General features: G+C 42.7%; 15 protein-coding genes, 1 tRNA gene and 3 rRNA genes. 7 read left to right on the forward strand and 12 right to left on the reverse strand.

From position 1 onward, the window contains the following. Positions 1-40: 40 nt before the first annotated feature. The 6 genes from rseP to rlmH all read right to left on the reverse strand — a co-directional run bounded on the left by rseP (position 41) and on the right by rlmH (position 4,941). The gene (gene rseP, locus EQJ87_RS07410) at positions 41-1,354 is read right to left on the reverse strand and encodes an RIP metalloprotease RseP (RefSeq protein WP_130124014.1); all 1,314 of its coding nucleotides are present in this window, start codon (positions 1,352-1,354) and stop codon (positions 41-43) included. A 99-nt stretch (positions 1,355-1,453) separates the two neighbouring features. Then, positions 1,454-2,257 (reverse strand): phosphatidate cytidylyltransferase, encoded by an 804-nt coding sequence (locus EQJ87_RS07415; RefSeq protein ID WP_130124015.1) that lies wholly within the window; start codon positions 2,255-2,257, stop codon positions 1,454-1,456. Further along, a complete protein-coding gene (locus EQJ87_RS07420) occupies positions 2,257-2,991 on the reverse strand; it encodes an isoprenyl transferase (protein WP_130124016.1) in 735 nt (244 codons plus the stop codon). Before EQJ87_RS07420 ends, EQJ87_RS07415 begins: the two co-directional genes overlap by 1 nt. Before the next feature lie 320 nt (positions 2,992-3,311). Then, on the reverse strand, positions 3,312-3,632 hold the full coding sequence (gene yajC, locus EQJ87_RS07425; RefSeq protein ID WP_130124017.1) for a preprotein translocase subunit YajC: 321 nt from the start codon (positions 3,630-3,632) through the stop codon (positions 3,312-3,314). Positions 3,633-3,724: 92 nt separating this feature from the next. Continuing rightward, entirely contained in the window at positions 3,725-4,447 is a 723-nt protein-coding gene (locus tag EQJ87_RS07430) for a DNA alkylation repair protein (RefSeq protein WP_190289058.1), read from the reverse strand. A 14-nt stretch (positions 4,448-4,461) separates the two neighbouring features. Next, positions 4,462-4,941: a 23S rRNA (pseudouridine(1915)-N(3))-methyltransferase RlmH gene (rlmH, locus tag EQJ87_RS07435; protein ID WP_130124018.1), complete on the reverse strand. Its 480-nt coding sequence runs from the start codon at positions 4,939-4,941 to the stop codon at positions 4,462-4,464. Positions 4,942-5,286: 345 nt separating this feature from the next. On the opposite strand from rlmH, the gene EQJ87_RS07440 reads away from it, so the two are divergent. From EQJ87_RS07440 to EQJ87_RS07460, 5 genes are all read left to right on the forward strand, one after another. After that, a complete protein-coding gene (locus EQJ87_RS07440) occupies positions 5,287-6,504 on the forward strand; it encodes a S1C family serine protease (RefSeq protein ID WP_130124019.1) in 1,218 nt (405 codons plus the stop codon). A gap of 120 nt (positions 6,505-6,624) precedes the next feature. Next, positions 6,625-7,623 (forward strand): glycosyltransferase family 4 protein, encoded by a 999-nt coding sequence (locus EQJ87_RS07445; protein WP_130124020.1) that lies wholly within the window; start codon positions 6,625-6,627, stop codon positions 7,621-7,623. 58 nt (positions 7,624-7,681) lie between these two features. Next, positions 7,682-9,016 carry a glycosyltransferase family 4 protein gene (locus tag EQJ87_RS07450; protein WP_130124021.1) on the forward strand — a complete coding sequence of 445 codons (1,335 nt, stop codon included), beginning with the start codon at positions 7,682-7,684 and terminating at the stop codon, positions 9,014-9,016. A 111-nt stretch (positions 9,017-9,127) separates the two neighbouring features. Next, on the forward strand, positions 9,128-9,352 hold the full coding sequence (locus tag EQJ87_RS07455; protein ID WP_130124022.1) for a YkuJ family protein: 225 nt from the start codon (positions 9,128-9,130) through the stop codon (positions 9,350-9,352). Positions 9,353-9,524: 172 nt separating this feature from the next. Then, positions 9,525-10,526, forward strand: a complete 1,002-nt coding sequence (locus EQJ87_RS07460) for a hypothetical protein (RefSeq protein WP_130124023.1) — start codon at positions 9,525-9,527, stop codon at positions 10,524-10,526. A gap of 39 nt (positions 10,527-10,565) precedes the next feature. On the opposite strand, the gene EQJ87_RS07465 is transcribed toward EQJ87_RS07460, so the two are convergent. Both EQJ87_RS07465 and polA read right to left on the reverse strand, forming a co-directional pair. Continuing rightward, the gene (locus tag EQJ87_RS07465) at positions 10,566-11,327 is read right to left on the reverse strand and encodes a tRNA1(Val) (adenine(37)-N6)-methyltransferase (RefSeq protein ID WP_130124024.1); all 762 of its coding nucleotides are present in this window, start codon (positions 11,325-11,327) and stop codon (positions 10,566-10,568) included. 207 nt (positions 11,328-11,534) lie between these two features. Continuing rightward, positions 11,535-14,171 carry a DNA polymerase I gene (gene polA / locus EQJ87_RS07470; RefSeq protein ID WP_130124025.1) on the reverse strand — a complete coding sequence of 879 codons (2,637 nt, stop codon included), beginning with the start codon at positions 14,169-14,171 and terminating at the stop codon, positions 11,535-11,537. Positions 14,172-14,419: 248 nt separating this feature from the next. On the opposite strand from polA, the gene EQJ87_RS07475 reads away from it, so the two are divergent. Beyond that, entirely contained in the window at positions 14,420-15,232 is an 813-nt protein-coding gene (locus EQJ87_RS07475) for an HAD family hydrolase (protein ID WP_130124026.1), read from the forward strand. Then, positions 15,229-16,152 carry a LacI family DNA-binding transcriptional regulator gene (locus tag EQJ87_RS07480; protein WP_130124027.1) on the forward strand — a complete coding sequence of 308 codons (924 nt, stop codon included), beginning with the start codon at positions 15,229-15,231 and terminating at the stop codon, positions 16,150-16,152. The genes EQJ87_RS07475 and EQJ87_RS07480 overlap by 4 nt, the downstream gene beginning before the upstream one ends. A gap of 64 nt (positions 16,153-16,216) precedes the next feature. On the opposite strand, the gene rrf is transcribed toward EQJ87_RS07480, so the two are convergent. The 4 genes from rrf to EQJ87_RS07500 all read right to left on the reverse strand — a co-directional run bounded on the left by rrf (position 16,217) and on the right by EQJ87_RS07500 (position 21,163). Continuing rightward, a 5S ribosomal RNA gene (rrf, locus tag EQJ87_RS07485) occupies positions 16,217-16,332 on the reverse strand. An 82-nt stretch (positions 16,333-16,414) separates the two neighbouring features. Further along, a 23S ribosomal RNA gene (locus EQJ87_RS07490) occupies positions 16,415-19,312 on the reverse strand. A 138-nt stretch (positions 19,313-19,450) separates the two neighbouring features. After that, positions 19,451-19,523: transfer RNA gene (locus tag EQJ87_RS07495), tRNA-Ala, on the reverse strand. A 93-nt stretch (positions 19,524-19,616) separates the two neighbouring features. After that, positions 19,617-21,163 (reverse strand): 16S ribosomal RNA (locus EQJ87_RS07500). The 16S, 23S and 5S rRNA genes sit together here with 1 tRNA gene alongside, the layout of an rRNA operon. Positions 21,164-21,319: the final 156 nt, after the last annotated feature.

Below are 21,319 nucleotides of genomic sequence, written 5' to 3' on the forward strand. Positions count from 1 at the left end.
ATTAAAATTTTCCTTTTTTTAGTCTGAATGACTGTTGTTTTTATTGAATGAGGCGCAGAATATCATTCCATGTGACTGCGATAAAGAGGAGCACCATAAAGGCTACACCAATGAGTGTAATCACGGATTCTTTTTCTGCTGACAAGGCTTTTCCTCGAATTGCTTCGATGAGATTTAAGACGATTTTACCACCGTCAAGCACGGGGATAGGAAAGAGATTGACAATTCCCAGATTGATTGACAACATGGCAAGAAGTGAGATAATCGCGGGAAGACCTGCTTGTCTGGCTTCATTGCTGAGTTGATAAATCGCAACTGGCCCTCCTAATTTATCAAGGCTTGGTTGCACAATAAGACTACCCAAGGCTCTGAAAATCATAGTGGTTGCTTGGGCTGCTTGGACGAATCCACCCGTCACTTTATCCCAAAAGCCTGTTTTGATACTTTGCATAATCCCAACACGGTAGTTTCCGTCAATCTTTTTGGGACGCACTTCAATTGTTTTTACACGGCCTTGACGTTCGATGGCTAACTTTAATGTTTCACCGTCTGAATCTGTAATTTCTTGGACAACTTTAGGCCAAGTGGCTGTCTTAGTCCCGTTGACTTGGTTGATTTTGTCGCCCGCTTTTAGACCAACGTTATAAGCAGGGGTTCCTTTTTCGACTTGTCCAATGATATTGGCATTTGAGGCGACGCCTCCTTGCACAAAGGTCAAGACGATAAAAGCGACCAGTCCCAAAATGAAATTATTCAAAGGCCCACCAAAGTTCGTCAGCATTTTGTGGATAACATTGGCTGATTGATATTGGACATCAAGCGGGGCAATACGTACTTCTGTGCCATCTTCTTCGATGATTGTTGCATCATGATCGACTTTGTAGCGTTTGAGTTCACCGAAAACTTCACCTTCGATAAACAATTCTTCTTCAAAATCATAAGCTGTGATGAGCATCGGCAAAGCATTGTCTAGTTCGACGTGTTCGGAGAGGTTGATGCGGCGAATGATTTCACTGACGGGCTGATTTTCATTTATGTCAGCATTTTCTCCAGCTGTTTTGGTTTGCGTCAGCATTTTCTCTTGGCTGACCACCAAACTTGCCGCTTGTCCTTTTTTAATTTCTGTTTTGTCATCGCCCCAGCCGGCCAAACGAACATAGCCGCCAAGTGGCAAAATCCGAATGGTGTAAAGAGTGCCATCTTTTGCTTGGTGGGCAAAAATTTTAGGGCCCATTCCCACGGCATATTCACGGACTAAAATTCCTGAGCGTTTTGCCCACCAGAGATGTCCATATTCGTGAATTGCAACGATGATTCCAAAAATGATGACAAAGGTTATCAATGATTCAATCAAATAACTTCCTCCTTTTGATTTGTGCAGGGCGCACTATTTTTAGATTTTACCTTTAAATACATTGAATCGTTTCAATGGTTGGCTCAAAATGAAAAGCGATTAAAATAAACCAAGTAGGTGCATGATTGGGAAAACGAAGATAAGGTTATCAAAGCGATCAAGGATTCCACCATGTCCTGGCAGAATTTTACCTGAATCTTTCACACCAAAATGTCGTTTGATACTTGATTCAACCAAGTCGCCCATTTGTCCAACGATTGAGAAGATGATTGAAAAGATAATCAGCTTCATATAGCCAATCTGTGGCATTTCTTTAGTAAAGAGGAAATACATGACCAAAGCGACTACAACTGCTGAGGCGATCCCGCCGACTGAACCGATTACGGTTTTATTTGGCGAGACAGAAGGCAGCAGTTTTTGTGGAAATTTTTCTTTTAAGCTCCGACCAAAAGCATAGGCACCGATGTCGGTCGCCCACACAATAAAAAGTGCTAAAAAGACAATATAGATGCTGCTTTGACGAGCAGTCAAAAGGTTTTGAAAACCAATCCCGACATAAAAGGCTGAAAGAAATGGAAAGCCCACATCTACAAAAGAATATTTACCATCTGAGAAAACCATGCCGACCAGCATCGCAAAGACAAAAAGAGTAAACAGCATGACACCGCCGTCCATATTCAGGCCCAGCCAATGTGTGCCCACAGGCAAAGCCAATGAGAGTGCCGCCAAAGTGGCTAAAATTCCTTCAAATGAAAGTAATTGTAGCTTATACATTCGGAAAAGTTCTTGCATCGCCACAATGACGAGTAGCGCCACCAAAATTTGGAAATAAACGCCACCCAACACTAAAATTCCCAGAAATAGTGCGCCAGCAATGACTCCGGTGATGATTCGTTGCATCATTATTTCAATCCTCCATATCGGCGATCGCGTTTTTGGAAGGCTAAAATCGCTTGATCAAGCTGTGCCTCATCAAAATCTGGCCACGCCGTGTCTGTAAAATATAATTCACTGTAAGCAGCTTGCCAAGTCAAGAAATTTGACATCCGTTGCTCACCTGATGTCCGAACAATGAGATCTGGTTCACGCACTTCCTCAGGCAAAATCGCAGTTTGCAAAGCCGTTGCCAACTCTTCTTCGGTTACTGTCGTCAAATCTTGACCTGTTTGAGCCAATTTTTGCACCGCCAAAATAATATCGCGCCGTCCGCCATAATTCATCGCAAAATTCAAAATCATTCCCGTGTTTTCAGCGGTTTCGGCCGCTGCACGATCAATTGAAGCCAGAGTTGCTTTAGGCAAGCCTTCGCGTTCACCAATCATCCGAATTTGAATATTTTCAGCCTTTAAAGTCGGCATATATTTACCATAAAAATCAATCGGCAAGCTCATGATAAATTTCACTTCATCAACGGGTCTTGCCCAATTTTCTGTGGAAAAAGCGTAAACGGTCATGACTTTGATGCCTCGTCTAGCACCGTGAACAGCAACTTTTTTCAGTGCGTCCATGCCTGCTTTATGCCCAAAAATTCGCGGTTTACCTTTGGCTTTCGCCCACCGACCATTTCCATCCATGATAACGCCGATGTGCTGCGGAAGAATTTCTTCTTGCGCTTTATTTTTCAAGTTATTAAACATAATTCCTCACATGGAAATTTTCAAAGTTTCGCTAAAATCAATGATTGCTTACAAAATAAAACTTATTCTGATTCAATCCAAAGACTTTTGGCGATTTTACTTGTCTTTTTTTAATAAAAGACAGTATTAACGATTCTATTTTACCACATTTTGAGTTAGATTAGTAGCTCAACTTGCCTGATTACGCTTTCGCCTCCAAAGTAAGCAGAGAAAATGCTGACGAATTTGCTTTTTCGTTTTCGTCAGCATTTTCTCTCAGCAAAAAAGCCGTCAGTTCACTGACGACTCTTCTTTTTGCTGTTATAAAGGGTTTGATCCGCTTAGTTTTCTTCAATTGGGCTTTCAACAGTTGTTTCTTCTGTTTCAACAGTTGATGGTGTCACACCACTTTTCACTGTTTTGACAGCCGCGCGGTCAAAAGTCAAAATGATACCTTCACAGTCCAACTCAATTGTCCCTTTAGCTGAATCCACACTCACGAGTGTGCCGTGCAAACCACCGATTGTAACAATTTCTGAACCTGGTTGCATCGCATCCAACTGTTCTTGACGTTTTGCTTGTTGTTTCTTTTGTTGGCGGTTCATGAAGAACATCATCCCACCCATAACGATAACGATGAAAATAAGAGAAAATCCTGACATTTCTGTCTCCTTTTGTGTTTTTATTCAAATACAAGTTCATTTTTGAACATTGCTTTTATTCTATCACAGTTTGAAAGCTCTGTCAAATCAAGCTATTTCAGATATTTACTGGCTTCACGAAGTGAAAGTTTTGCCATTTTTTCTTCATGTTCATGCAGAAAATTTTTGACCCACACAGGATTACTTTTAGAAAAATCACGCAAGGCCCAACCAATGGCCTTATTAATGAAAAATTCGTCAGCAAATTGGGAACCGACCAAATTTTGCTCAATGACAAATTTTAGAAGTTCCGTGTCCGTTTTTTCCTTAAAAGTGAGCTGACAATCAATCGCCAAGCGCCGTACCCAAAAATTCTCATCTGATGCCCAATTTTTAATTTCCGTCAGTATTTTTTCGCGTTGCCCCTGCTCAGAAAAGTTTTCGTCAGTAATTTCTCTGGCTTTTTTGTCCTTTTTAGGCAGCAAAAGCGCACTGACTAGCTTATCCAAGTTATCCACCGTGTCCCACCAAGACTTCGTGACTGCCAGCTTCTTGATTTTTTCCATATCCGAAAACTGCAGGTATTTTTTCATTTTCACCAAATAGTCACACGCCAAATATTGAAAATCTCGCTCTGGTAAATACCACAAAGCCCAAACCATTGGCCAATCAACCTGATTTGAGCGACTTTTTTCACTCAAAAAATTTTTCGATAATTCCCGACGTTCCGGTGTTTTCAAGCCAATAAATTCAAATTGATTGCGCATATAAGCCGCTTGAGCAGCCGCAGTTTGTGGATTTGCTTGCGCGCGAAATTTTTCCACAATGTCAATCATTTTATTCCTCCAATCTACTTATGATAAGCCGAGCCGCGATTGATCATCTGTGCCCGATAGATTTGTTCCACCAAAACCAGTCGCATCAACTGATGAGGCAAGGTCATCCGTCCAAATGAGATTTGAATATCACTGCGTTTATACACCACATCCGCAAGACCAAGCGAGCCACCAATCACAAAGACCAAATTGCGCGTGCCATAAACTTCTGCATTTTTGACTGTGGCTGCCAAATCCTCTGACGACATCAGTTTCCCCTGAATCGCGAGAATGGCCAACTTGTCGCCCTCCTGAACACGCGCCAAAATTTTCTTAGCTTCGCTCTCCTTGACCGCTTCTTGCTCTTTTGCCGAAGCATTTTCAGGAATTTTCTCATCAGCAAGCTCAATAATCTCTAGCGGCAACATCGTACTCATTCGTTTAACATATTCAGCGATGCCCTCTTTGAGATATTTTTCTTTGAGTTTTCCCACCACAATTAGTTTTATTTTCATTCGTTTTTTCTCTTCTAAAATACTGAAATTTTCCCCAATTTTTCTATCATTTCTTATTGAAATCTGAAAAAAAGAGAACAATTATTAAATTTATCCCTATAATTTTACTCTTTTCCCCCGCTGAAAACAAGATGAAAGCATGATTTATCAACATTTTTTTAATTTTTTCCACTTTTGTGTGGAAAACCGCAAAAAAATATCCACTTATTCCCACAAGTTTCCTCTTTTTCCACAAAACTGTGGAAAAGTATTATATAATTTTCATTTTAGTAACGATTATGGTATTGTTAAGTATAGATAGCTATAATCGCATTATATTATAGGAAAAGATGAAAGGAATTATTTATGGCAAAAGGCAATTTTGGAAAATTATTATTAACAGGTGTAGTTGGCGGCGCAATCGCCCTCGGCGGTAACGCAGTCTATCAAAATACAGTAAACCCTAGCTCAACAAATTCAGCAAGTAATACAACAAGTACAAAAGTCAGCAACGTTTCAGTCAATGTCAACAGCGACGTCACTGACGCCATCAAAAAAGTTTCCACTTCTGTTGTTTCAGTGATGAACTATCAAAAACAAAGTAGTGGTGATGATTTTAGTTCTATTTTTGGCAATAATTCTAGCTCAGAGAGTACCAGTCCCCAACTCGCCAGTGAAGGTTCTGGAGTCATTTACAAAAAATCTGGCAATGAAGCTTATGTCGTAACCAACTATCACGTCATCGCTGGCAACTCGTCTTTGGATGTGCTTCTTTCTGGAGGCCAAAAAGTCAAAGCTACCGTAGTCGGCTATGACGAATTCACCGACCTTGCCGTTCTCAAAATCAGCTCACAATACGTAAAATCAGTGGCCACTTTTGCAGATTCAAGCAAATTAACCATTGGTGAGCCAACCATTGCCGTTGGTTCACCGTTGGGTAGCCAATACGCAAACACTGCGACTCAGGGGATTTTGTCTGCTAAAAATCGCCAAGTGACCCTCACTCAAGAAAATGGCCAAACCACAAGTATCAATGCCCTCCAAACAGATGCCGCAATCAATCCAGGTAACTCTGGTGGTGCTTTGATTAACATTGACGGTCAAGTTATCGGGATTACTCAAAGTAAGATTACAACAACCGAAGACAGCAGCACATCAGTTGAAGGTTTAGGCTTTGCTATCCCTTCAAACGACGTCGTAAATATCATCAATAAACTTGAAACGGACGGTAAAGTCACTCGTCCAGCCCTCGGCATCCAAATGGTTGATTTGTCTAACCTGTCAACCAGTGATCGCTCACAATTGAACTTACCAAATAGCGTGACGGGCGGAGTTGTCATTTATTCTGCTCAAGCTGGAATGCCAGCCGCAGCCGCAGGTCTAAAAGCTGGCGACGTCATTACAGCGATTGGTAAAACATCACTCACTTCTTCAACTGACCTCCAAAGTGCGCTCTATTCACACAGCATTGGAGATACGATTAGTGTAACTTACTACCGTGACGGCAAATCTCATACAGCAAATATCAAGCTTGACAAAACAACAAGCGATTTATCAACAAGTAGCTCAAGCTCACCTGACTAACCCTTTCTTAAAAAATAGCCTCCCACTTGGGAGGTTTTTTCAGTCTAAAGACTGAAATTTTCAGAAAACGGCAGATTTCTGTTTTTCTTTGATTATTTTATGGTAAAATAAGACTTAAGCATGAAAATTTTACTTTACCTAGAAGCCGAGGAATTTCTGAGTCATTCAGGAATTGGTCGAGCGATGAAACATCAACAAAGAGCACTAGATTTAATGGGGGTAGATTGGACAAAAGATCCAACTGAGGATTATGATATCCTTCACCTCAATACTTATGGATTTAGCAGCTGGAAAATGTTGCGTCAAGCCAAGAAAGCTGGAAAAAAAGTCATTTTCCACGGTCATTCGACCAAAGAAGACTTCCAAGATTCATTCCTTGGTTCAAACATCATTGCACCTTTTTTTAAACGTTACCTCCTCCATTTTTACCGAGCAGCAGACTTGGTCATCACACCAACCGACTATTCTGCACGATTGATTCGCTCATACGGAATAAAATGCCCGATTTTACCAATTTCAAATGGAATTGATTTGGCGAAATATTCACGAAATGAGGCTAAAGAATTAGCTTTTCGCGAACATTTCGGCTTGTCCATTGACCAAAAAGTCGTCGTAACAGCAGCCCTCTATTTTAAGCGCAAAGGCATTGATGATTTTGTCAAAGTCGCTCAAAAAATGCCAGAGGTGACTTTCATCTGGTTTGGCTATCAAAATTTATGGACGATTCCTGGCTGGGTACGCCGGATTGTCAAAAAAAATCATCCAAAGAACTTGCTTTTCCCTGGTTACATCAAAGGCGATGTTTTTGAAGGGGCCATGACTGCAGCAGACTGCTTCTTTTTCCCATCACGTGAGGAAACAGAAGGAATCGTAGTCTTGGAAGCTTTGGCGAGTCGACAAAAAGCTTTGGTGCGAGACATCCCTGTTTATGAAGGATGGTTGAGCGATCACGAAGTGAGTACGGCGCGTGACGTGGATGGATTTGTCAGCGCTTTGGATGACATTTTAGCTGGAAATGTTGATAAAACACAAGCGGGTTATCAAGTTGCTAAGCAACGAACCATTGAAAAAGTCGCCGAGCAATTAGTAGTGGCTTATCAACAGACCTTGGAGCTTTAACATTGACTTGTCCGAGTCAATAGTAACAAAAGATTAGAAGATTGATTGGGAAATATTTATGAGAATTGGACTTTTTACAGATAGTTATTATCCACAGATTAGTGGAGTGGCTACGAGTATTCACACTTTAGCTTTAGAATTGGAAAAATCTGGTCATGAAGTTTTTATTTTTACGACGACGGATCCACGAGCTGATGTTGACCATGAACACAATATTATTCGCTTGCAGTCGATTCCTTTTGTGAGTTTAGCTGAGCGCAAAATTGTCCTCAAGGGAGTTTTTGCAGCTTACTTGATTGCCAAAGACTATCATTTGGATATTATTCATACTCAAACAGAGTTTGGGATGGGAATTTTAGGTAAAATGGTAGCGGCTCAGCTACGGATTCCTGTCATTCATACCCTGCACACTAAATATGAAGACTATGTTTATTATATCGCCAGAGGGCATCTGATTCGGCCGAGCATGGTAAAATATGTGATTCGTAATTTCTTGCGAGGAACAGAGGCCATCATTTGTCCGAGCGAAATGGTACTGGAAACAGTCAATAATTATGGGGTAGATCTACCCAAACGTGTGATTCCGACAGGGATTGAAATTGATCGGTTCAAGCGTGAGGATATTACACCCCAGCAAACAGCGGATTTGCGAGAAAGCTTAGGGCTTAAAGCTGGTGAAATCATGCTGCTGAGTCTTTCACGGATTGCGGCAGAGAAAAATATTCAAGCGGTCATTCAGGCCTTGCCCGATATTTTGGCAGAGTTTCCCGTGAAACTTGTCGTAGTCGGACACGGCCCTTACGCGGAGCGACTCAAAAGCCTCGTTGCGGAGCTTGATTTGGAGGAGTTTGTGATTTTCACAGGTCGAGTGGAAAATGAGCAAACAGCTTATTATTATAAGGCAGCCGATTTTTTCATTTCGGCTTCAACTTCAGAAACGCAAGGCTTAACTTACCTAGAAGCGATGGCGGCGGGGACGCGCGTTTTGGCGGCAAAAAATCCTTATTTATCAAGTTTAATCAATGATTTAGAATTTGGACGACTTTTTGAGGGTGATGACGATTTGGCAGAGGTGACCATCGCTGCCCTACGTGATTTACACCCGATTGATACCGATAAGTTTGAACAGAAACTCTATGAGATTTCTGCAGAAAATTTTGCCAAACAGGTTTATTTATTCTATTTGGATACTATTATTCAGTATGATCAGCTCAAAACGCTGGAAGCGGAGCGTTTCCCTATGAAAATGGAGGATACAATTCGCCAAATGCCAATTACAGTGAAGCGCTCGCTTAAAAGAGAGCAGATTCGAGCAAAATATTTTGCCCGAAAAGCCAGTAAACTTGCCAAAAATCTGCAAAGTTATGTTAAAATAGATAAGGATAAAGAGTAGCTTGAGCAGAGAAAGCTCAGCCGGCTCATTTAAATGGGAAATTGCAACCAAAAGAGCAATTTGATAATACAGAGTTTTGCTTGGCAAAACATCGAAAGGAATATTTACAAAATGAAATCACACTTATTGGCAATCATGAATCGCTTGAATCGTTTGGTTGAAGGCGGTGATCCAAAGGAAACTTATAATTTTGAACGTGAAGGCGAAGTAATGCTTACTGTCAGCTATAGCCCTGAGGAACAAGCTTTTTCACTGCGTTATCCTAAACAAAAAGATGCTTCTTTGTTTGACGATATCGACCTTGTTGCGATTGAAATTTACGATATTATTTATTAAGAAGACGCTAAGTCTAAAAAAGTTACTGACAAATTTGTTAGTAGCTTTTTTGTTTCTGCTTTGTTTTCATAAATTTTCTTTTATTTCCGCTAAAGAAACAATTGACATTATTAGGAAATAGTAGTATACTATGTGCAAAATAATTCATTTCTATCCTAAAGGAGGATTTAACATGAGAACATGGAAACTGTTTACCGCAGGAGCGCTTTTTGCGAGTGTCCTAACCTTATCGGCTTGTTCAGCTAAAAATTCTGACGCTGCTAAAAAAGCTTTTGTTTCTGATGTCATAGCACTCAATGATACCAAAGTTTATAACGGGCAGAATGTTAATCTAAAGATTGACTCCTTCAAAGCAAGTGGAGAGGGTGCTACTTCTCCTAGCAAAGCTCTCGAAGGTGCTACTTTTGATATCTCAACGGGGATTGATAAGGATAAGAAAATTATGGCCTATGCGGCTACTGCAAACATTGACTCAAAAGCTTATAAACTCGATGCGCTCCTTTCAGAAAACGGGATGTACATCAACAGTAGTGACATCAAAGCCCTCTACAACAGTAACAAGAAAAATATCTCCAAATCAGACAATCAGGTCGCTTTGATTTATGGCAGTATGGTAGATAGCCTGACAAAGCCATATTTTGTTATGGATGCTGCGACGTTTGATTCAATGGCTGCTTCTACTGGCGAAACGTGGGCTTCAACTGTTGACAAAGCCTTTGCTCAAAGTACAGCTTTGAAAAAATCTGATTTGGAAAAAGTACTTAAAGATGCCCCAAATACTGATTTTACAAAATCCGGTGACAAGATTACTGCAAAAATTTCTGGACAAGGTGGCTCTTTAGCTGACGTTCTGAAAAATTATTCAAGCTTTGCCAATCTTTCTAAAAATCAACTTGATCTCTTTAAAAAGGCAACTAAAGACATCAAGATTGATCATTTATCTGTAAAAATAGTGATTGACGAAAAAGCTCACACGATGGATAGTGATTTTTCAGGAAAAGTCCAAGATAGCCAAAATAACTCTGGTCTTGCTTTCAAAATGTCTATGGACGCTAGTCGTAGCAAGCTCAAAGCTGCATTGACTGAGCCTGCCAGCACTGAAACAGAAACTTTAGCCGATTTACAAAAAGCAGTGATGTCTAAACTGCAAAGTCAATCGGGACTGGCTTATTAAAATAAAAAAGGTTACTGACGTTTTGCCAGCAGCCTTTTTTTATTCGTTTTTTCCGTAATAAATCCTATTGATTTCGTCAGTATAAGTGCCGTCATCATTATGCACAATCAGTGGAGGTAAGAAAATTTCACCGCCAGCTTTGCCATCTTTTATGGCATCAATCAGCAGGATATTGGCTGGCTGATCAGCTTTGGGATAGACAAATTGAATCCATTTGGGCTGTAAATTATTAGCACGCATCTTGTCCACAATTTCCAAAAAACGTTCTGGGCGATGCACCATCGCAATATGACCGTTTGATTTGAGGAGTTTTTTGCTGATTGAAAAAATCTCATCGAGATTTGTTGTTAATTCGTGGCGCGCGAGTGTGTAATGCTGGCTTTCGTTGAGGTGACTGTCGCTGGAATCGACTTTAAAATAAGGCGGATTACAAAAAATCAAATCGGTGCTGGAGGTATGCAAATGGTTCAGCGCTTGATTGAGGTTGTCATTGATGACGGACATCTGCTCGCCAAGTCCATTGAGCAAAATGGAGCGTTGCGCCATATCTGCTAAGCGTTCTTGCAGTTCCAACTCAATAATTTTTGCTGACGTTTTCGAGCTGGCAAATAATCCCACCGCGCCATTTCCCGCACACATATCGATAATTTGGGCCTGCTTTTTCTTGGGCAAACGTGGAAAACGCGCCAGTAAAATGGCATCAATGCTAAAAGAAAAAACCGCACGGCTCTGAATAATTTTCACGCCGCTGTTTGCAATTTCATCAATTCGTTCATCCACTTGTAATTCGATATTTTCCATAAATCTATTATAGCACACCCTCGCGTCATGCCTTAAAGATTGCCTTATTTTGCTGTTGATGTTCAGAAATTTTACTGACGGATTTTTTGAACACTTTTTTCTTAAAAAATCAATTTCGTCAGCATTTTCTCTGATGAATTTGATTTTCGTCAGCAAATTCTCTGTTGCAAAATAAAAAAACTGATTTTACGTCAGTTTTTTTAGATATTATTTGGCTTCATACCACGTATTTCCAGCATTCTCATCTACTTTCAGTGGTACAGCAAGTGTGATGGCAGCTTCCATTGTTTCTTGCACCAATTGACGAATTTGCGGTAATTCCTCTTTGGGTACATCAAGGATAATTTCATCGTGTACTTGCAACAACATTTTGGCTTTGAACTGTTGCGCATTTAAGGCTTTGTCCAAATTGATCATTGCGATTTTTAAAATATCAGCCGCTGATCCTTGAATTGGTGAATTGATTGCCGTCCGTTCTGCAAAGCCACGCACGTTGAAGTTCCGAGCATTAATTTCTGGAATTTTGCGGCGGCGATGACTCATTGTTTCCACAAATCCTTTATCTCTCGCCTCACGAACAATGTTTTCCATGTAGTTTTTAATCCCTGGATAACGCTCAAAATAAGTATCAATGTAGTTTTTAGCTTCTTTTCTCGTAATCCCAAGATTACGTGCCAGTCCAAAATCGGAAATGCCATAAACTACACCAAAATTAACTGCCTTAGCTTTGCGTCGGTCATTCGCCGTCACATCCTCAGGTTTTTCAATCCCGAAAACGCGCATCGCCGTTGAGGTATGAATGTCCGCCCCGTGTTTGAAAGCCTCAATCAGATGCTCGTCGCCCGAGATATGCGCCAAAACCCGTAGCTCAATTTGCGAATAGTCGGAACTCAGCAAAACACTGTCGCTACTCGGCACAAAAGCTTTGCGAATCTTGCGTCCTTCCTCCAAACGCACAGGAATATTTTGTAAATTCGGATCAACTGAAGATAAACGTCCCGTCTGCGTCAAATCCTGCACATAGCGCGTGTGAATTTTTCCATCAGCTGCAATCTGTGGAATTAAGCCCTTGACATAGGTCGATTGAACCTTGTTAATCTGACGATATTCGAGAATTTTTGCAACTAAAGGCGACACCAGAGCCAAATCTTCCAGCACATCCACAGCTGTTGAATAACCCGTCTTTGTCTTTTTACCTGCGGGCAGTTGCAATTTTTCAAACAAAATCACCCCAAGCTGTTTTGGCGAATTGATATTAAATTCCTCACCAGCCAACTCGTAGATTTCTCTGGTCAAGAGTGCCAATTTTTCTTCATTTTCCGCACCGATTTTTTCAAGGGTTTCTTGGCTGACCGAAATTCCCGCAATTTCCATTTTGGCAAGAACTTCTGCCAAAGGCAACTCCATGTCCGAAAGCAAATGCTCTTGTTCATTTTCCACAAGTTCCGTAAGCATTTTTTCTTTTGAGGCCACTAAAACTTTAATTTTGCGCGCCAAATGCTCGAACAAGACATTGTCCTCAGGCAGGGCCAACTTCGTCCCTTTTCCGAAAATCTCCTCGTCCAAAGCCAAATGTCCCGCCTCAAACAAACGTGCAATCGTCGAAATTTTATTATCTTCCGTCGTTGAAATCAAGTATTTAGCTAACATCGCATCAAATTTGCTCAACTTAAGCTCCCGCCCAAAATGACTCAGAAGGACGCGGTTTTTCTTGAAATCATAAGTATTTTCTGGAAATTCCATCTCTGACAAAAGCGCCAAATTCTTAGAAACATAAATCTTGTCAGCATTTCCCCAAGCAAAAGCAACAACATCCTCCCGATGGTAGTTTTCAGCCAAAGTTTCCAGATAGAAAAAGTCATCTGGTTTGACCAAATCACTGACGAAATTATCCGTCACCACTTCAAACACAATTTCCTCTTTAGCAGCAAATTCGTCAGCATTTTCTCCCGCATTTTCCGCCAACAATTTATTTTTAAACTGCACAAAGCCCATTTCGTCATAAAAACGCCCCAGCTCTGCGACATTCTTTTCCTGCAATCTTGTATCATCAAGACTGATTTCAAGCGGCGCCGTTGTATTGATGGTCGCCAAGCGTTGCGACAAATAAGCCATTTCTTTATCAGCAATCAGATTTTCTTTCATCTTACTTGCCTTGAGCGAGTCCACATTGGCATACAAATTATCCAACGAGCCCCATTCTTGCAGTAACTTCAAGGCAGTCTTTTCTCCGACCTTCGTCACTCCAGGATAATTATCCGAGCTATCGCCCATCAAAGCCTTCAAATCAATAAATTGATGCGCCGTCAGCCCCATTTTTTCCTGCAAATAATCCGTCGTATATTCCTCAAACTCAGCAACACCCTTTTTAGAAATCTCCACCCGTGTATTTGCATCAACCAGCTGGATCATATCCTTATCACCCGTTACAATGGTCACATCAAAATTCACTCCAGGCGCTTCAGCCATTTTATCCAAAGTTCCAATGATATCATCCGCCTCATAATTCGCCAATTCATAATGACGAATCCCTAACTTTTCAATCATCTCCTTGATAAAAGGCAACTGTTCACGAAACTCATCGGGTGTCTTTGAACGCCCTCCCTTGTATTCCGCAAACATTTCTGTACGAAAAGTCGTCTTACCCGCATCAAAAGCAATCAATACGTGCGTTGGCTGAACCCGCTCCATCAATGAAGCAAGCATGGTATTAAAAGCATAAATCGCATTCGTATGTAAGCCATTTGGCGCCTTAAAACGATCCAACTGATTATACAAAGCAAAGAAAGCCCGAAAAGCCACCGACGAACCATCAATCAACAAAAGTCTATTCTTATCTTCCATTTTATTCCTATCTTAATTCAATATTTCTTACAAAACTTTTAGTCATCTCATCCAATTTCACAAATGAACTTTACTAAATTATACCATTTCATCACTCCTTTTGGAATTGCCCGCTTTTTTATAAAATTTACGATAATTATGCTTGACATGGAACGCGTTCCACAGTTTAAAATATGATTATCAAAATAAAACAACCGAGTTCACGCTTTTCAAAAGCAATAAAACTCGGATTCAAAGGAGATTTACATATGAAAATCAAACACATCTTCACAGACATGGACGGCACCCTGCTCAATTCTAACGGCACACTCTCAGATACCAACCTTTGGTCAATTTACTACAGTAACCTGCCACTCACCCTTGTTTCCGCGCGTAGTCCACTGGAAATGAGCACCACTATTGACAAATTACAGCTCACTGCTCCCCAAATTGCATTTAACGGAAACCTCATTTTCACTCAAAATCAATTTGGCCTTCAAATTATAGAAAAAAACACCCTCACTAAAGAAAGTGTCATCCAACTCTTAGACTACATTTCAAACCATTTTCCTAAAATCAGCCTTAGCTGGTATAGTCTTACCCACTGGTACATCAAAAAACAAGACAAAGGAACCTTTCTTCAAAAAGCCATCACAGGAATTGAACCAAGACTCAAAGCCTATGATGGCAATTCCGAAATTTACAAAATAATGATGATTGTCTTTAATCCAGCTGAACTTCAAAAAATCGAAGCAGCACTCAATGCTTTAAAAATTCCTAACATTTCAATCAAACAAAGTGGACAATGGCACCTTGAAATCACCTCTAGCCAAAATACAAAAGCTGATGCCGTGAGCACCATCCTTAACAGCGAAAACTTAGCTTTCGAAGAAATCGCCGCCATCGGTGATAGCTCCACTGATATCCCCCTTTTAAAAGCAGCAGGACTTGGCATCGCCGTAGATAATGCTAGCCCCGAAGTCAAAAAACATGTTAAAATGATTGTAGCAAAAAATACGAACCACGGTGTAGCTGAAGCAATATCAGTTATCAGCGAACTAAATGAACAGGTGAACCAATGACCTCTTTAACCACCCTATCAAAACTGAGCGGTTACTCCAAAGCAACCGTATCTCGGGCTCTTTCAGGAAATGGATATGTTTCAAAAGAAGCTAGAGAACTCATCCTCGATCTTGCCAATCAACTCGACTATACGACCAACGCCATTGCTCAAGAACTATCCGCAGGGACAACCAAAAACATTGGTGTCGTCCTTCCCTATGTCAAACACCCCTTCTTCAGCCAAATTCTCGAAGGAATCCTTGATAAAAGTTTTGAAACAGGTTATAAAATCGTTATTCTTCCCTCAAATTATAATCAAAACCTCGAAATTCAATATTTAGAACAACTCCGTAAAAAGGCATTTGAAGCGCTTATTTTTACCTCACGGGAAGTCTCAGAAGAAACAGTCCTTAACTATCAAAAGTATGGCTCGATCGTCCTCTGCCACAAACCCAAGAGTAAAAATATTTCTGCCAGCTATGCCGAAAGAAAAACGGGTTATCGCAAAGCATTCCAATGGTTAAAATCACAGAGCTATTCAAATACTGGCTTCCTATTTTCTCGTGCTCAAAGTCCCACCACATCTGTTACCCTGCAGACCTACAAAGAAACCTATAAACTTCCTGCCCAATCCGAACAGATTACCACAGGTGCCGTTTCTTCTCTCGATGGTTACAGACTCGCACCCAAACTCACAAAATTTGATAGTATTTTTGCCAACTCAGACGATATCGCTGCAAACGTATGGCGCTGGTTTGAAGACCAAAAAATCCCAAAACCTCTGATTATCGGCCAAGAAAATCTAGTTTCAGGACAACTGTTAAACCTTCCGACCGTAGATAACCACTTCCTTCAAGTTGGACGTTCAGCCTTTGACATCGCCATTTCAAAAGAAATCAAACAAACATTCATTGAGTCAGAATTCATCATTGATCGATAACCCTAAGCGCAAAAGCTAGGGTTTTTTGAAACAACAAAAAAAGAAGCCTTAGCTTCTTCACTCAACTTGGCCACGAGCCTATCTCCCAGGGGGCAACCCCCAAGTACTTCCGCCGTAGATGGACTTAACTGCTGTGTTCGACATGGGAACAGGTGTATCTCCATCACTATGATGACCAAATCTTTAAATGTTACTTTGAACATTCAAAACTAAATAACACTTCTTCTAACGCTTAACCTTAAGCTTTTTATATTTGACTCTTTTGGTAAAGTCCTCGAGCGATTAGTACTGGTCCGCTACACCCCTCACAGGGCTTCCACTTCCAGCCTATCTACCAGATCATCTCTCTGGGCTCTTAATTCTTACGAATGGGTAATCTCATCTTGAGGTGGGCTTCGCACTTAGATGCTTTCAGCGCTTATCCCTTCCCTACATAGCTATCCAGCCGTGCCTCTGGCGAGACAACTGGTACACCAGCGGTAAGTCCATCCCGGTCCTCTCGTACTAAGGACAGATCCTCTCAAATTACCTACGCCCGCGACGGATAGGGACCGAACTGTCTCACGACGTTCTGAACCCAGCTCGCGTGCCGCTTTAATGGGCGAACAGCCCAACCCTTGGGACCGACTACAGCCCCAGGATGCGACGAGCCGACATCGAGGTGCCAAACCTCCCCGTCGATGTGAACTCTTGGGGAGATAAGCCTGTTATCCCCAGGGTAGCTTTTATCCGTTGAGCGATGGCCCTTCCATGCGGTACCACCGGATCACTAAGTCCTAGTTTCCTACCTGCTCGAGTTGTAGCTCTCGCAGTCAAGCTGGCTTTTACCTTTACACTCTACGATTGATTTCCAACCAATCTGAGCCAACCTTTGAGCGCCTCCGTTACTCTTTAGGAGGCGACCGCCCCAGTCAAACTGTCCGTCAGACACTGTCTCCCTGGCCGATTATGCCAGCGGGTTAGAGTAACCATAAGTCAAGGGTAGTATCCCAACAGCGCCTCAATCAAAACTAGCGTCCTGATTTCAATGGCTCCTACCTATCCTGTACATGACTTACAGGTACTCAATATCAAACTACAGTAAAGCTCCATGGGGTCTTTCCGTCCTGTCGCGGGTAACCTGCATCTTCACAGGTACTAAAATTTCACCGAGTCTCTCGTTGAGACAGTGCCCAAATCATTACGCCTTTCGTGCGGGTCGGAACTTACCCGACAAGGAATTTCGCTACCTTAGGACCGTTATAGTTACGGCCGCCGTTTACTGGGGCTTCAATTCAGTGCTTCGCTTACGCTAACACCTCCTCTTAACCTTCCAGCACCGGGCAGGCGTCACCCCCTATACATCACCTTGCGGTTTAGCAGAGAGCTGTGTTTTTGATAAACAGTTGCTTGGGCCTATTCACTGCGGCTGGCTGTTACACCAGCACCCCTTCTCCCGAAGTTACGGGGCTATTTTGCCGAGTTCCTTAACGAGAGTTCTCTCGATCACCTGAGGCTACTCGCCTCGACTACCTGTGTCGGTTTGCGGTACGGGTAGATATGACTTTACGCTAGAAGCTTTTCTTGGCAGTGTGACATCACGGAGTTCGCAACCGTAGTTGCTTCCCCATCACAGCTCAATGTTAGAGAAACATGCATTTGACACATCTCACACCTCACTGCTTAGACCAGAATCCATTAACTGGCATCCGTTAGCCTACTGCGTCCCTCCATCACGATCATATCTAGTACTGGAATATCAACCAGTTGTCCATCGACTACGCCTTTCGGCCTCGCCTTAGGTCCCGACTAACCCAGGGCGGACGAGCCTTCCCCTGGAAACCTTAGTCTTACGGTGGATAAGATTCTCACTTATCTTGCGCTACTCATACCGGCATTCTCACTTCTTAACGCTCCAGCACTCCTCACGGTATACCTTCATCGCGGTTAAGAACGCTCTCCTACCATTGATTTAAAATCAATCCAAAGCTTCGGTAATATGTTTAGCCCCGGTACATTTTCGGCGCAGGGTCACTCGACTAGTGAGCTATTACGCACTCTTTGAATGATAGCTGCTTCTGAGCTAACATCCTAGTTGTCTGTGCAACCCCACATCCTTTTCCACTTAACATATATTTTGGGACCTTAGCTGTTGGTCTGGGCTGTTTCCCTTTCGACTACGGATCTTAGCACTCGCAGTCTGACTGCCGAACATGTGTATTAGCATTCGGAGTTTATCTGAGATTGGTAATCCGAGATGGACCCCTCACCCAAACAGTGCTCTACCTCCAATACACTTACATTTCGACGCTAGCCCTAAAGCTATTTCGGAGAGAACCAGCTATCTCCCAGTTCGTTTGGAATTTCTCCGCTATCCACAAGTCATCCAAACACTTTTCAACGTGTCCTGGTTCGGGCCTCCAGTGTGTCTTACCACACCTTCACCCTGCTCATGGATAGGTCACTAGGTTTCGGGTCTACATCATGATACTAAAGCGCCCTATTCAGACTCGCTTTCGCTACGGCTCCGTCTCTTCAACTTAACCTCGCATCATAACATAACTCGCCGGTTCATTCTACAAAAGGCACGCTCTCACCCATTAACGGGCTCGAACTTCTTGTAGGCACACGGTTTCAGGTGCTATTTCACTCCCCTCACGGGGTTCTTTTCACCTTTCCCTCACGGTACTGGTTCACTATCGGTCACTAAGGAGTATTTAGGGTTGGGAGATGGTCCTCCCGGATTCAAACTGGATTTCGCGTGTCCAGCCCTACTCAGGATACTGCTAGGTATAAGCGCTATTTCGTCTACGGGATTATTACCCTCTTTGATTAACCTTCCCAGGTTATTCGACTATAATGCTTAAGTCCACGTTGCAGTCCTACAACCCCAAGAAGCAAGCTTCTTGGTTTGCCCTTCTTCGCGTTCGCTCGCCGCTACTTACGAAATCGTTTTTACTTTCTCTTCCTGCAGGTACTTAGATGTTTCAGTTCTCTGCGTTACCTTCACGTAAGCTATGTATTCACTTACGGATAACTGCTAGTAGCAGCTGGGTTTCCCCATTCGGAGACCGAGGGATCAATGCGTACTTACTGCTCCCCCTCGAATATCGTCGTTAGTCACGTCCTTCTTCGGCTCTTAGTGCCAAGGCATCCACCGTGCGCCCTTATTAACTTTGCCATGATGAATTTAATCATCTTTTTTCAAGTATAAGTTTGTAAATTCTTTAAAATTCACAGCTTTTGGTTTATTTTATCGTTATTAGATATTGTTATTTAGTTTTCAATGTTCAAGTGATTTTAACGTCTTGTCTGACAATGGAGCCTAGCGGGATCGAACCGCTGACCTCCTGCGTGCAAAGCAGGCGCTCTCCCAGCTGAGCTAAGGCCCCACAATCAAGAAATTGATTCTTGTATAGGTTTTCTACTAAACCCCTCAAAACTGAATAAAGTTGAATGCTCACGTCTTTGTATATATTCCTTAGAAAGGAGGTGATCCAGCCGCACCTTCCGATACGGCTACCTTGTTACGACTTCACCCCAGTCATCGGTCTTACCTTAGGTAGCGCCCTCCTTGCGGTTAGGCAACCAACTTCGGGTACTCCCAACTCCCGTGGTGTGACGGGCGGTGTGTACAAGGCCCGGGAACGTATTCACCGCGGCGTGCTGATCCGCGATTACTAGCGATTCCGACTTCATGTAGGCGAGTTGCAGCCTACAATCCGAACTGAGAATGGTTTTAAGAGATTAGCTAAACATCACTGTCTCGCGACTCGTTGTACCATCCATTGTAGCACGTGTGTAGCCCAGGTCATAAGGGGCATGATGATTTGACGTCATCCCCACCTTCCTCCGGTTTATCACCGGCAGTCTCGTTAGAGTGCCCAACTTAATGATGGCAACTAACAATAGGGGTTGCGCTCGTTGCGGGACTTAACCCAACATCTCACGACACGAGCTGACGACAACCATGCACCACCTGTATCCCGTGTCCCGAAGGAACTTCCTATCTCTAGGAATAGCACGAGTATGTCAAGACCTGGTAAGGTTCTTCGCGTTGCTTCGAATTAAACCACATGCTCCACCGCTTGTGCGGGCCCCCGTCAATTCCTTTGAGTTTCAACCTTGCGGTCGTACTCCCCAGGCGGAGTGCTTATTGCGTTAGCTGCGATACAGAGAACTTATAGCTCCCTACATCTAGCACTCATCGTTTACGGCGTGGACTACCAGGGTATCTAATCCTGTTTGCTCCCCACGCTTTCGAGCCTCAGTGTCAGTTACAGGCCAGAGAGCCGCTTTCGCCACCGGTGTTCCTCCATATATCTACGCATTTCACCGCTACACATGGAATTCCACTCTCCTCTCCTGCACTCAAGTCTACCAGTTTCCAATGCATACAATGGTTGAGCCACTGCCTTTTACACCAGACTTAATAAACCACCTGCGCTCGCTTTACGCCCAATAAATCCGGACAACGCTCGGGACCTACGTATTACCGCGGCTGCTGGCACGTAGTTAGCCGTCCCTTTCTGGTGAGATACCGTCACACGAGGAGCTTTCCACTCTCCTCGTCGTTCTTCTCTCACAACAGAGTTTTACGATCCGAAAACCTTCTTCACTCACGCGGCGTTGCTCGGTCAGACTTTCGTCCATTGCCGAAGATTCCCTACTGCTGCCTCCCGTAGGAGTTTGGGCCGTGTCTCAGTCCCAATGTGGCCGATCACCCTCTCAGGTCGGCTATGTATCATCGCCTTGGTGAGCCTTTACCTCACCAACTAGCTAATACAACGCGGGATCATCTTTGAGTGAAACAATTGTTTCTTTCAAGCTTAGAACATGTGTCCCTAGCTGTTATGCGGTATTAGCATTCGTTTCCAAATGTTGTCCCCCGCTCAAAGGCAGATTTCCCACGCGTTACTCACCCGTTCGCTGCTCTTTGGTTTAGTGCAAGCACCAAACCGCATCGCTCAACTTGCATGTATTAGGCACGCCGCCAGCGTTCGTCCTGAGCCAGGATCAAACTCTCAAATAAAGTATTTAAGTCACACTAATGTGACTGGCTTGTCTTTCATTATTGATTGACAGATTTTTTGATGTCTTTCGACATCACATGAGTCATTCTTCTTTATTCAGTTTTCAATGGTCTAGCTCGCTTCAAGACCCTCGTCTCTTGCGACAACTATTATAT

Source organism: Lactococcus sp. S-13 (assembly GCF_004210295.1).
GTDB lineage: Bacteria > Bacillota > Bacilli > Lactobacillales > Streptococcaceae > Lactococcus.